An 11,650-nucleotide genomic window follows, 5' to 3' on the forward strand; every position below is an offset into this window, starting at 1 on the left:
ACGTTTTCCAATAACAACCACAATCCAGGAGTCACCATGACCACCCTCATCAGCCGCTTTCCCATCCCCGAGTCGATCCAGGACCTCCCCGAGGACATCCGCGACGCCATGCTGGCGGTGCAGGAGAAGGCCGGTTTCATCCCCAACGTCTTCCTGATGCTGGCCCATCGCCCGGCCGAGTTCCGCGCCTTCTTCGCCTACCACGACGCCCTGATGGAGCGGGAGTCCGACAGCCTGACCAAGGCGGAGAAGGAGATGATCGTGGTGGCCACCAGCGCCCGTAACCAGTGCCTCTACTGCGTGGTGGCTCATGGCGCCTTGGTGCGCATCTACAGCAAGGACCCGCTGCTGGCGGACCAGATCGCCATCAACCACCGGGTGGCGAATCTGAGCGAGCGCCACCGGGTGATGCTGGATTTCGCCATGCACTCGGGGCTGGAGGTCGGCGAACTCACCGACCAGTGGCAGACCCGTCTGCTGGAGGTCGGCTTCACCCAGGACGACATCTGGGACATCGGCGCCATCGCCGCCTTCTTCGGCATGTCCAACCGCCTGGTCACCCTCGCCGGCACCCCGCCCAACGAGGAGTTCTACCTGATGGGTAGGGTGGCGAGGGAGAAGTAGGGGCTCTATCGAGATAAAAATTGCTGATAGCGCAGCTCAAGGGCCTCTTTGCTTGGCTTTTGATCCAAACGCTTGGGGGTGAAGATTTTGTGGCCGTTGAGCTGCTTCATGCTTTCGAGAAGCGGGCCATCTTGTGTCGATAGCAAGTCGTCATTTAGATGGATCCGGTAGTCGGGGTCTATGCCAATCAAATCGGCATCGTAAGCCCGATGGTGAAGACGGCTGAGAGAGATTCCGTTGCTGACTTCGGTGGTGCTCCCTGGATGCGGGTCCGGGATGATATGGGCTGCCTCGAGCAGTTGTGGCACGGGTAGACCGGTCATAGCGCAGCGATTGGAGTATGCCTGCATCACGCGTGCACGGAACTCTGCCTGATGAACCCGCGTTTTGGCTTCACGGATGACGTAGCGTTTTTCTAGTTCATCGACGTCGTAGGTGCCGGTGGTCTCTGCGACACGGCGCACATCGCCGATTCTTTCGCGCATGCTGACATGGCATAGCTCTCTAGCTAGGTCCACGCTATCGATATAGCAGGGCCATAAGGGGAAGTAGCGACCTGGAGCCACGCCCATCAGGTAGATGATGGGGTCTTGCCTTTCATAGCTAATCAGTAGCTGCCGATTTGCCGCCTTGGCTGTTCCTCCCGCCTCAAGCGAGTACCAGAAGCCTCCCTCATCGCTTGCGCCATCGGAATAGATATTGACTCGCCCCTGCTTGGGCACCACGGTCTTGATGCTCAAAATGCCATCCGGCATCTGTCTGGGTTTGAAAATGCCAATGGCCCGGCTGGCGATATAGAACGTCTCTTCACCCATAGGCACAGGTTCAGCAATGGCTTCCCAGGGGACATCATTCGAAAACTGTCGAGTGATGGCCTCAAGGCGCTGAAAGGCTGCTTGTCGAAGACGAGTGTCAAGATTCAGCAAGGCTTGCTCCCCGCTCTATGCCGATAGTATCCGCTCATACTAATCAAGAGGGGTGGCTTTTACATCGTCTCGCCGCGAGAGGGCTCCAACGTCGTGGTCGGGTGGTCAGTGGTGACCCCGTAGCCTCTGGCCGCCAGCCCATGGCCTCGCTATGATGCCTCCGGCCCGTCGCGTTACCGACAGCGGCGGGCCCACACAACTCATTCACTTGTCGCCAGGGGAGTCCCGCCGCAGCTGCGGGGGCTGAGAGGGCCAAGCGCCGACCCTGGACCTGATCCGGTTCATGCCGGCGGAGGAAGCGCGACATGCCCTACCTGACGTCTGCCGTGCTCGGCGCGGCGCTGCTGTGCTTTGCTTTCCTGGGCCTCAGGGCCCGCCGGGCCGACGGCCTGCTCGATGACTACGTCACCGCCCGCAACTCCCAAGGGGCCCAGGCCATCGGTCTGTCCTTCCTGGCCTCCAGCATGGGCGCCTGGATCCTCTTCGCGCCGCCGGAGATCGGCGCCTTCGTGGGGCCGGTGGCGCTGGCCGGCTACGCCATCGGCTCCTCGCTGCCCTTTATCGTGCTGGGGCTCTACGGCCCGGCGATCCGCCGTCACCTGCCGGAGGGGCGCAGCATCGGCGAGTTCGCCGAGTCCTGCTACGGCGCCGGGGTGCGGCGCTGGGTCTCCTTCGTCTCGGTGGCCTACATGGCGATCTTCCTGGCCGCCGAGCTCACCGCCATCGGCGCCATCGCCGCGCTGCTCTCGGACGTGCCGCCGGCGCTGGTGATCCTCGGGGTGGCGGTGGTCACCCTGGTCTACACCACCCTGGGCGGGCTGCGGGCGAGCCTCGCCACCGACCGCTGGCAGGCCTGGCTGCTGCTGGCCCTGCTGGTGCTGGTGGGCGGCGTGGCCTGGTGGTGGCTGCCGCCCATGCCCGCCGAGGCCGTGATGCCCTCGATTCCCACGAGCAGCGCGCTCTCGGTGGCGCTCACCCTGGTGATCGCCGTCACCGCGGCCAACCTCTTCCACCAGGGCTACTGGCAGCGGGTGTGGGCCGCCGAGGATGACCGCGCCCTGGCCCGCGGGGCCCTGCTGGGCGGGGCCAGCAGCCTGCTGGTGGTGATGGCCATCGGCGGGCTGGGCATGGTGGCCGCCATGCACGCGCTGCCGCTCGGCGAGCCGCCGATTCCCTTCTTCGCGCTGCTCTCCGCCGCGCCGGCATGGCTTGGCCTGCCGGCCCTGGTGCTGGCGGTGACCCTGGTGGCCTCCAGCGTCGATACCCTACAGAACGCCATCGCCTCCATGGCGGTGGCGAGCTCCGGCCGGCGCGGTCTCTCGGTGCGGGCGGCGCGCCTGGCCACGGTGGCGCTGATGCTGCCGGTGGTGTGGGTGGCCCTGCAGGGCTTCTCGGTGCTGCGCCTCTTCCTGATCGCCGATCTCCTGTGCGCCGCCATCCTGCTGCCGGTGCTGCTGGGCCTGTGGCGGCGCATGTCGCCGCTGGCCGCCGTGGCCGGCGGCGTGGCGGGCCTGCTCGGCGCGATCGTGCCGGGCTGGATCACCCTGGGCAGCCTCTCCGCCGGGGTGCTCGCCGCCACCTTCCCGGACAGCATCCCGACGCTTCCGCCCTTCCTGGGGGCGCTGGTCGCCTCTACCCTGGTGAGCCTGCTGATCGCCTGGCGGTACCCGGGGGCGAGATTTCAAACGACACTGCAAGGAGACGCCCGATGACGACTCGAGCCGACTGGACCGCCTGGGCGGCGCAGCAGGATGCGCCGCGCCTCACCGACTGGCTGCGCGAGATCAGCGAGCCCGACTGGTCCGCCACCGTGAACCACCCGCTCTTCGACGCCCTGGCCGAGGGGCGCCTCTCGGGTGACGACTTCGCCGCCTACATGGTGCAGGACTACGGCTTCGTCGATCCCTTCACCGCGTTGATCGGCTTCGCCATCGGCCGCGCGCCGGGCATGGAAGACCGGGTGGTGCTGGGGCAGTTCATGGGCATGCTCACCAGCGACGAGAACAGCACCTTCCAGCGCACCTTCGAGGCCTTCGAGGTGCCCGCGGCCCAGCGCGAGGCGCCGGACTACCTGCCCGAGACCCGCGCCTTCCAGGCGCTGCTGCGCGAGACCGGCAGCGCCGGCGGCTACGCCGAGATTCTCGCGGCCCTGGTGGTCACCGAGTGGATCTATCTCGAGTGGGCGCTGCGCATCACCCGGGCCGAGGGGCTGCACCCCCTGGTGGGGGAGTGGATCGACCTGCACGACAACCCCGCTTTTCAGGAGTTCGTGGCCTGGCTGCGCCGCCGCCTGGACGAGGAGGCCGAAGCGCTCGATGACGCCGCCTTCACCCGCATGGCCGAGTGCTTCCGCGAGACCGTCGCCAGGGAGCGCGCCTTCCACGACGCCGTGATGCCAAGCTGAGCGAGTGCCCACCCTGATACGCAGCGCCCCCGCCGGTTTCCCGGCGGGGGCGCTCGCGTGATGGTCCGCTGCGGGGCGTCAGCCGCTACCAGCTGCCGCCCATCATGCCGATGGCGCCGAACAGCATGCCGCCTACGGCGATGGCCAGGTAGATCAGGATCAGGACGCCGAAGATGGTGAAGTAGGTCTTGAGCTTGCCGAGTGCGAACTTCATGTCCCGGGAGTCGCCGCTCTCGAAGACCCGCCCGGCGGCGCCCGCCGCCTGCATCAGCACCCAGCCCGCCCAGATCGGAATCCAGGCCACGATCAGGCCGACGATGGAGAGGGCGGTCAGCACCCCCGAGAGGATCAGCATCACGCCGGTGAGCTGCATCCAGAACTTGCCGCGGTAGAGCGGCTCGATCAGGTCGCGCAGAAGTTCCTGAGAGTTGTGGTCCATGTAACGTTCCTTGTCTGGTGGGCGAATGAAGGGGTGCCGCCGTTGCGATTGGCGCCCAGTACTTTAGCAGTCCCGGAGCGCGCTCGCCCCCTTGGCCCGGAGAGGGGGCGCTACCTGTCGCTGATACCGCTCCTCTCCCTGCACCGCCATGGCCTCTTGGCATGGTGCGTCGCACCAATTGTCGACATTGTCGCCACTCTGTCCGACATTGTCGGGCTTCCCGGGATCGCTCGAGGTCCCTTGCCTGGTTTTCAAGTATCTGAAAATAAAAGACTCAGTAGGGTTTTTGGCATTCCTGGTGCCTGGCTTGCAACTGCTTGGTGAAAACGTTCATCAAGCAATTCGAGACACCCAGGAGAACACCATGAGCCAAGCCGCCGAAGCCACCGTTTCCGCCACCGTTGCCACCACCGGCTCCGACTATCTGCGCCCCATCGACCGTGACGGCCTGCTGGGCTTCGCCGAGAAGGGCCGCAGCAACCCTGCCACCCGGGGCACCAACAAGGTCCACACCGTCACCGAAGGGCAGTACCGCACCATCAGCCACGTCAGCGGGCACCAGGTGGTGGTGGACGAGCCCCTGCACCTGTTCGGCGAAGATACCGCGCCGGCGCCGGGCGAGATCGTGCTCTCCGGCCTGGGCGGCTGCCTGGCGGTGGGCATCACCGCCGTGGCCACCTGGAAGCAGGTCAAGCTGAGCCGCCTGGAGATCTTCCTGGAGGGGGATATCGGCAACCCCGCCGCCTGGGGAGCCGGCGGTGCCGAGAAGCAGCCTCCCGAGATGGGCTTCCAGGAGATCCGCGTCAAGGTGCTGGTCGAGGGCGACGCCAGCCGCGAGGAGCTCGACGAGATCGTCCGGCACGCCAACTTCTACTCCCCGGTGGCCAACACCATGCGTAACCCCATCCCCTTCAGCATCAGCCTGGCGGACCCGGAATAAGCCGCGCGACCGTACCCCTGAACGCCTGCACGGAGAGATGACCATGATCGAAGCCGCCACTGCCAACGCCGTTCGCACAGCGCCGCCCCCCGCCCCGGGGCTTCCACCCGGCGACGCCTCGAGTGCCGATATCCTGTCGCGGGTCGAGCGGATCGCCGCCGGCCCCCTGGCCGAAATGGCCGGACGCATCGACCGGGGCCACTACCCGCTGGAGATCATGGCGTCCCTGGGGCGCGCCGGGGGCCTGGGGGCCCACCTGGACCGCCGCGGCCAGCGCTTCGACCAGGCCATCGGCGCCATGGCCGAGGTCAGCCGCCACTGCGGCACCACCGGCTTTCTGGTCTGGGCCCACGATGTCTTCGGCCTCTACCTGGAGCAGTCTGGCAACCCGGCGCTCTGCGGTGACTTCCTGGAGCGCCACGCCCGGGGCGACAGCTTCGGCGGCACGGCGCTCTCCAACCCCATGAAGGCGCTGTCGGGGATCGAGAGCCTGGCGCTGCGGGCCCGGCGGGTCCCGGGGGGCTATCGGGTCAGCGGCACCCTGCCCTGGGTGAGCCATATCGCCGCCGGTCAGTACTGCGGCGCCCTGGCCGGGGTCGAGGGCGCCGACGGCAGCCTCTCCCACGAGATCATGTTCGTGCTGCACTGCCGGGAGGAGGTGGCGCTGCGCCAGTGCCCGGCCTTCTCCGGCATGGAGGGCTCGAGCACCTGGAGCATCACCCTCAAGGACTACTTCGTCGGCGAGGATGAGCTGATCGCCGACCCGGCGCGCCCCTTCATCGCCCGCATCAAGGCGGCCTTCATCCTGCTGCAGACCGGCATGGCGGTGGGGGTCACCCAGGGCAGCATCGACGCCATCCGCGAGGTGGAGCCGGCGCTGGGGCACGTCAACCAGCACCTGGACGAGCGCCCCGACGCCCTGCAGGCAGAGCTGGACGAGCTGCGCCAGCGCGCCCTGACGCTGGCGAAGACCCCCTTCGAGGGCGGACGCGATTTCCTGCTCGAGGTGCTGGACGCCCGGGTGCAGGGGGCCGAGCTGGCGCTGCGCGCCTCCCAGTCGGCGCTGCTCCACCAGGGGGCCAGGGGCTATCTGATGAGCGCGGCCCCCCAGCGGCGCATTCGCGAGGCGCACTTCGTGGCCATCGTGACGCCGGCCATCAAGCACCTGCGCTGGGAGATGGCGCGCCTGATGCGCGAGGAGATGCCGTCATGAGCGAGGAGCGTCCCTTTCAGCAGTACATCTGCCGCGCCTGCGGCCTGATCTACGACGAGGCGGAGGGTGACCCGGACAGCGGCCTGGCCCCCGGCACCCGCTTCGAGGATATCCCCGACGACTGGGAGTGCCCGCTGTGCGGCGTGACCAAGGCGGACTTCGAGCCCTTCGTGCCCCGGGAGCCGGTGGAGGCCGTGGCGGCCGACGCCAGCCCCCGCCGCGTCGGTGCGGTGGTGGTGGGCGCCGGCCTGGCCGGCTGGGCGGCGGTGGAGGCGCTGCGGGCCCTGGATCGCGACCTGCCGATCACCCTGGTGACCGCCTGCTCGGGCGACCGCTACCACAAGCCGGAGCTGTCGGTGGCGCTGAGCCGCGGCCAGAGCGCCGATGACCTGGTGCGGGAGTCCGGGAGCGAGGCGGCGCGGCGCCTGGGCGTGCAGCTGCTGCCCCGCACCTTCGTCACCGGCCTCTCGCCGCAGTCGCGCCGCCTGCGTACCACCCGCGGCACCCTGAGCTACACCGGCCTGGTGCTGGCCATGGGCGCCCGGCCGGCGCTGCCCGCGGCGCTGCCCGAGGCGCACTGCTGGCGGGTCAACGACCTGGCCGGCTGGAGCGGGCTGCAGCGGGCCCTGGCCGACGGGCCGGCGCGGGTGGCGGTGGTGGGGGGCGGCATGGTCGGCTGCGAGCTGGCCGAGGATCTCGCCCGGGCCGGTCATCGCGTGAGCCTGCTGGACCGCCACGCCTACCCCCTGGCCGGACTGCTGCCGGAGGCCGCCGGGCGTCGCCTGCTGGAGGCCCAGCGGGCGCTGGGCATCGCGGTGCGCCCGAACGTCGCGGTCGCGGGCGTCGAACGCAACGCGGCGGGGGAGCGGGTGGTGCAGCTGGCCGACGGCGAGCGGCTGGTGGTGGATCAGGTGGTCGCCGCCACCGGGCTTGCCACCGAGCCGCGCCTGGCGCGTCAGGCCGGGCTCGACTTCGCCGGCGGGATCTGCGTGGACGGGCGCACCCTGGCCACCAGCGTGCCCGGCATCTTCGCCCTGGGCGACTGCATCGCCATCGAGGGCCAGCCATGTCGCTTCATCGAACCGCTGGCGCGCCAGGCCGAGGCCCTGGCCCATGCGCTGCTGGAGCGTGACCACCCGGGCTACCGCCACGCGGCGCCGGTGGTGCGCCTCAAGACCCGGCAGCTGCCGATCACCCTGAGCGGCCGGCCGGATCCCGATGCCGACTGGGTCACGGTCAGCGACGACGCGGAGCGGCTCGAGATGGAACAGCGCCAGGGCGAGTGCGTCCTGGCCACCCTGAGCGTGGGCGCCGGCCGCCGCGCCGCCTGACCCCTTGCACAACACCTTCGAGGACAAGCCATGAGCGACAACAATATCTACCGTCCCTACTCGAGCGACTCCCGCCTGGGCGGCTGCAGCTGCGGCCAGCACCAGAGCCAGGCGGACCACGATGCAGCGGCCAGGCAGGCGAGGGCGCAGGACCCCGAGTCCCTCTCCCGGGACTTCGTGGAGGCGGCGGCGGTCAAGGCACTGTTTCCCCACGATGCCACCCGGCGGCGCTTCCTCAAGGCGGTGGGCATGGGCAGCGCCATGGCAGCCATCGCCAGCGTGCTGCCCATGGAGAGCCTGCAGGCCATGGCCGAGGAGCACCAGGGGCCGCTGGAGAAGAAGGACCTGCGGGTGGGCTTCATTCCCATCAACTGCGCCACGCCGCTGATCATGTCCGACCCCCTGGGCTTCTACGCCGAACAGGGGCTGAACGTCTCGCTGATCAAGAGCTCGGGCTGGGCCCTGGTGCGCGACCAGATGCTCAACGGCGAGCTGGACGCCTCCCACTTCCTGGCGCCCATGCCGCTGGCCATCTCCCTGGGGCTCGGCTCGTCGCGACAGGCCATGCGCGTGGCCACCATCCAGAACACCAACGGCCAGGCCATCACCCTGGCCATGAAGCACAAGGACAACCGCGACCCGCGCAACTGGAAGGGCTTTCGCTTCGCCATCCCCTTCGAATACTCCATGCACAACTTCCTGCTGCGCCACTACCTGGCCGAGCACGGCCTAGACCCAGACAACGACGTCCAGCTTCGGGTCACGCCGCCCCCGGAGATGGTGGCCAACCTGCGCGCCGGCAACATCGACGGCTTCCTGGGGCCGGACCCCTTCAACCAGCGCGCCGTCTACGACCAGATCGGCTTTCTGCACCTGCTGACCAAGGAGATCTGGAACGGCCACCCCTGCTGCTCCTTCGGCATGTCCGAGGCGTTCATCCAGGAGAATCCCAACACCTTCGCCGCGCTCTATCGGGCGGTGCTCAACGCCTCCGCCATGGCCCGGGATCCGGCCAACCTCGCCACCATCGCCGAGGCGATCTCCACCCCCAACTACCTCAACCAGCCGGAGATCGTCATTCGCCAGGCGCTGACCGGGCGCTACGCCGACGGCCTGGGCGGCATCCAGGACCAGCCCGACCGCTCCGGCTTCGAGCCGATGCCCTGGTACGGCATGGCGACCTGGATGCTCACCCAGATGAAGCGCTGGGGCTACCTGAAGCAGGAGGTGGATTTCAAGGCGCTGGCCGAGGAGGTGTTCCTGATGACCGACGCCAGGCGCCAGATGGCGGAGCTCGGCATGGCCGAGGCGGAGCAGGAGCCGCTGGATGGCTACCCCAGCTTCGAGATCATGGGCCGCACCTTCGACCCCCATCGGGCCGACGAATATCTGCAGAGCCTGCCGCTGTCGCGGGCCTGAGCCCGACAGCCGACTGAATCGAGGATGACACCATGGACAAGACACTGAAACTGCGCGCCGGGCTGCTCTCCTGCCTGCTGCTGCTGGTGCTGGTCGGCATCTGGCATGCGGCGACCCAGGTCACCGCCAGCGGTGGCGGCGAGGCGCTGGACCCGGAGTACGCCATGCTGATGGGGCTCTCCGCGGAGAGCGAACGCAGCTCCGGCTTTCCCACCCCGGGCGAGTTCGCCTCCAGCGCCCTGGGCCACCTGGCCAGCCCCTTCTACGACAACGGCCCCAACGACAAGGGCATCGGCATCCAGCTCGCCCACTCCCTGTGGCGGGTGGCGGCGGGCTTCCTGCTGGCCATGGCGGTGGCCATCCCCCTGGGGTTCGTGATCGGCATGTCGCCGCTGCTCTACCAGACCCTCAACCCCTTCATCCAGGTGCTCAAGCCCATCTCGCCGCTGGCCTGGATGCCCATCGCCCTCTACACCATCAAGGACTCCACCATCTCGGCCATCTTCGTGATCTTCATCTGCTCCATCTGGCCGATGCTGGTCAATACCGCCTTCGGCGTGGCGGGGGTGCGCAAGGACTGGCTGGACGTGGCGCGAACCCTGGAGGTGAACCCCCTGCGCAAGGCCTTCCGGGTGATCCTGCCCGCCGCGGCGCCCACCATCATCACCGGCATGCGGATCTCCATGGGTATCGCCTGGCTGGTCATCGTCGCCGCCGAGATGCTCGTGGGCGGGACCGGGATCGGCTACTTCGTCTGGAACGAGTGGAACAACCTGTCGCTGAACAACGTGATCTTCGCGGTCCTGATGATCGGCCTGATCGGCATGCTGCTGGACCTGATGTTTGCCCAACTGCAGAGGAAGGTGACCTATGTCGAATGATGTGAAAGACAGCGAAGTGCCCTTCGTCAAGGTGGAGGGCCTGGCCAAGCAGTATCGCAGCGATCTGCCGCCGGTGTTCGAGAACGTGAGCTTCTCCATCCACAAGGGCGAGTTCATCTGCATCATCGGCCACTCGGGGTGCGGCAAGAGCACCATCCTCAACGCCCTGGCCGGCCTGGAGCAGGCCAGCCGCGGGGGCATCGTGATGGACGGCAAGGAGGTGGACGGCCCGAGCCTCGATCGCGGCGTGGTGTTCCAGGGCCATGCGCTGCTGCCCTGGCTGAGCGTGGAGGAGAACATCGCCTTTGCGGTGCGCTCCCGCCATCCGGGGTGGTCGCGCAACCAGGTGGCCGAGCACGGCGCCCGCTTCCTGAAGATGGTGGGCCTGGCGGGGGCGGAGAAGAAGAAGCCCGCGGAGCTCTCCGGCGGCATGAAGCAGCGGGTCGGCATCGCCCGGGCCTTCGCGGTGGAGCCCAAGATGCTGCTGATGGACGAGCCCTTCGGCGCCCTGGACGCCCTGACCCGGGGCGTGATCCAGGACGAGCTGCTCAGGATCTGCGCCGATACCCGTCAGACCGTCTTCATGATCACCCACGACGTGGACGAGGCGATCCTGCTGGCCGACAAGATCCTGCTGATGAGCAACGGCCCCCGGGCCCATATCGCCGAGATCGTCATCAATACGCTGCCCCGGGAGCGGCAGCGGGAGACGATGCACCACGACCCCCAGTTCTACCGGCTGCGCAACCATCTGGTGGACTTCCTGGTGCACCGCTCGAAGAAGCTCCAGGAGACGCGCGACCTCAAGGCCGCCTACGGCGAGCCCAGGGTGGTGCGGCCGGGGCTCGACTCCCTGAAGGTCGTCGCCTCCCGGGATGATGAGCCGCCGACGAATACGCCCCGCCGCGCCGCGGCAGGCCCGGCCTGAGGCGGGGATGCTTCCCGCTCGGCCTCTTTTACGCAGTACCCCTCGATGAGTGACCAGGAGAAACCACGATGATTACCGACCGCAAGCAAGTGACCGAGATGATCCTCTCCGCCAAGGTGAGCAAGGGCGTGAAGTGGAGCGACGTGGCCCAGGCCGTGGGCCTGAGCAAGGAGTGGACCACCGCCGGCTGCCTCGGCCAGATGACCTTCAACAAGCAGCAGGCCGAGGTGCTGGGCGAGATCTTCGACCTGCCCGACGAGGCGGTGGCCTGGCTGCAGGTGGTGCCCTACAAGGGGTCGCTGCCCACCGAGGTGCCCAGCGACCCGCTGATCTACCGCTGGTACGAGGTGGTCAGCGTCTACGGCACCACCATCAAGGAGCTGATCCACGAGGAGTTCGGCGACGGCATCATGAGCGCCATCGACTTCTCCATGGATATCCAGCGCGAGGAGAACCCCAACGGCGACCGGGTCAAGGTGGTGCTGTCGGGCAAGTTCCTGCCCTACAAGAGCTACTGAGCCGGCGTCGACCAGAGAACGGGCGCC

The 11,650-nt window shown here is 68.0% G+C and carries 12 protein-coding genes and 1 riboswitch; of the genes, 10 read left to right on the forward strand and 2 right to left on the reverse strand.

The window, feature by feature from the left end; translation table 11 throughout:
• Positions 1 to 36 precede the first annotated feature (36 nt).
• Positions 37 to 624 (forward strand): peroxidase-related enzyme, encoded by a 588-nt coding sequence (locus tag ACRYRV_RS11315; protein WP_444985096.1) that lies wholly within the window; start codon positions 37 to 39, stop codon positions 622 to 624.
• Between the two features lie 5 nt (positions 625 to 629).
• On the opposite strand, the gene ACRYRV_RS11320 is transcribed toward ACRYRV_RS11315, so the two are convergent.
• Entirely contained in the window at positions 630 to 1,550 is a 921-nt protein-coding gene (locus ACRYRV_RS11320; protein WP_444985095.1) for an HNH endonuclease, read from the reverse strand.
• A gap of 206 nt (positions 1,551 to 1,756) precedes the next feature.
• Positions 1,757 to 1,866, forward strand: a riboswitch (TPP riboswitch).
• Here ACRYRV_RS11320 and ACRYRV_RS11325 point away from each other — a divergent pair.
• On the forward strand, positions 1,856 to 3,262 hold the full coding sequence (locus tag ACRYRV_RS11325) for a sodium:solute symporter family transporter (RefSeq protein WP_444985094.1): 1,407 nt from the start codon (positions 1,856 to 1,858) through the stop codon (positions 3,260 to 3,262). (Overlaps the previous riboswitch by 11 nt.)
• Positions 3,259 to 3,954, forward strand: coding sequence for a TenA family protein (locus ACRYRV_RS11330; protein WP_444985093.1), 696 nt, complete (start codon positions 3,259 to 3,261; stop codon positions 3,952 to 3,954). Before ACRYRV_RS11325 ends, ACRYRV_RS11330 begins: the two co-directional genes overlap by 4 nt.
• 85 nt (positions 3,955 to 4,039) lie before the next feature.
• On the opposite strand, the gene ACRYRV_RS11335 is transcribed toward ACRYRV_RS11330, so the two are convergent.
• Positions 4,040 to 4,393, reverse strand: coding sequence for a DUF5362 family protein (locus tag ACRYRV_RS11335; protein WP_444985092.1), 354 nt, complete (start codon positions 4,391 to 4,393; stop codon positions 4,040 to 4,042).
• A gap of 364 nt (positions 4,394 to 4,757) precedes the next feature.
• Between ACRYRV_RS11335 and ACRYRV_RS11340 the strand changes: the two genes are divergently transcribed.
• The 7 genes from ACRYRV_RS11340 to cynS all read left to right on the forward strand — a co-directional run bounded on the left by ACRYRV_RS11340 (position 4,758) and on the right by cynS (position 11,623).
• Entirely contained in the window at positions 4,758 to 5,333 is a 576-nt protein-coding gene (locus tag ACRYRV_RS11340) for an OsmC family protein (RefSeq protein ID WP_062375954.1), read from the forward strand.
• 43 nt (positions 5,334 to 5,376) lie between these two features.
• Positions 5,377 to 6,546 (forward strand): acyl-CoA dehydrogenase family protein, encoded by a 1,170-nt coding sequence (locus tag ACRYRV_RS11345; protein ID WP_444985091.1) that lies wholly within the window; start codon positions 5,377 to 5,379, stop codon positions 6,544 to 6,546.
• Positions 6,543 to 7,877 carry an FAD-dependent oxidoreductase gene (locus tag ACRYRV_RS11350; RefSeq protein WP_444985090.1) on the forward strand — a complete coding sequence of 445 codons (1,335 nt, stop codon included), beginning with the start codon at positions 6,543 to 6,545 and terminating at the stop codon, positions 7,875 to 7,877. The genes ACRYRV_RS11345 and ACRYRV_RS11350 overlap by 4 nt, the downstream gene beginning before the upstream one ends.
• Positions 7,878 to 7,907: 30 nt before the next feature.
• On the forward strand, positions 7,908 to 9,296 hold the full coding sequence (locus tag ACRYRV_RS11355) for an ABC transporter substrate-binding protein (RefSeq protein WP_444985089.1): 1,389 nt from the start codon (positions 7,908 to 7,910) through the stop codon (positions 9,294 to 9,296).
• A gap of 32 nt (positions 9,297 to 9,328) precedes the next feature.
• Positions 9,329 to 10,177 carry a nitrate ABC transporter permease gene (gene ntrB, locus ACRYRV_RS11360; protein ID WP_062375988.1) on the forward strand — a complete coding sequence of 283 codons (849 nt, stop codon included), beginning with the start codon at positions 9,329 to 9,331 and terminating at the stop codon, positions 10,175 to 10,177.
• Positions 10,167 to 11,105 carry an ABC transporter ATP-binding protein gene (locus ACRYRV_RS11365; RefSeq protein WP_305499667.1) on the forward strand — a complete coding sequence of 313 codons (939 nt, stop codon included), beginning with the start codon at positions 10,167 to 10,169 and terminating at the stop codon, positions 11,103 to 11,105. The genes ntrB and ACRYRV_RS11365 overlap by 11 nt, the downstream gene beginning before the upstream one ends.
• A gap of 68 nt (positions 11,106 to 11,173) precedes the next feature.
• The gene (cynS, locus tag ACRYRV_RS11370) at positions 11,174 to 11,623 is read left to right on the forward strand and encodes a cyanase (protein WP_062375986.1); all 450 of its coding nucleotides are present in this window, start codon (positions 11,174 to 11,176) and stop codon (positions 11,621 to 11,623) included.
• Positions 11,624 to 11,650 lie beyond the last annotated feature (27 nt).

It is taken from the genome of Halomonas mongoliensis (assembly GCF_052496345.1).

Bases quoted from the DNA above. Each gene is read 5' to 3' on its own strand.
- ACRYRV_RS11340 (WP_062375954.1), top strand. From the start codon at position 4,758: ATGAGCCAAGCCGCCGAAGCCACCGTTTCCGCCACCGTTGCCACCACC.
- ACRYRV_RS11330 (WP_444985093.1), top strand. From the start codon at position 3,259: ATGACGACTCGAGCCGACTGGACCGCCTGGGCGGCGCAGCAGGATGCG.
- ntrB (WP_062375988.1), top strand. From the start codon at position 9,329: ATGGACAAGACACTGAAACTGCGCGCCGGGCTGCTCTCCTGCCTGCTG.
- ACRYRV_RS11315 (WP_444985096.1), top strand. From the start codon at position 37: ATGACCACCCTCATCAGCCGCTTTCCCATCCCCGAGTCGATCCAGGAC.
- ACRYRV_RS11355 (WP_444985089.1), top strand. From the start codon at position 7,908: ATGAGCGACAACAATATCTACCGTCCCTACTCGAGCGACTCCCGCCTG.
- ACRYRV_RS11350 (WP_444985090.1), top strand. From the start codon at position 6,543: ATGAGCGAGGAGCGTCCCTTTCAGCAGTACATCTGCCGCGCCTGCGGC.
- ACRYRV_RS11335 (WP_444985092.1), bottom strand. From the start codon at position 4,393: ATGGACCACAACTCTCAGGAACTTCTGCGCGACCTGATCGAGCCGCTC.
- ACRYRV_RS11365 (WP_305499667.1), top strand. From the start codon at position 10,167: ATGTCGAATGATGTGAAAGACAGCGAAGTGCCCTTCGTCAAGGTGGAG.
- cynS (WP_062375986.1), top strand. From the start codon at position 11,174: ATGATTACCGACCGCAAGCAAGTGACCGAGATGATCCTCTCCGCCAAG.
- ACRYRV_RS11325 (WP_444985094.1), top strand. From the start codon at position 1,856: ATGCCCTACCTGACGTCTGCCGTGCTCGGCGCGGCGCTGCTGTGCTTT.
- ACRYRV_RS11345 (WP_444985091.1), top strand. From the start codon at position 5,377: ATGATCGAAGCCGCCACTGCCAACGCCGTTCGCACAGCGCCGCCCCCC.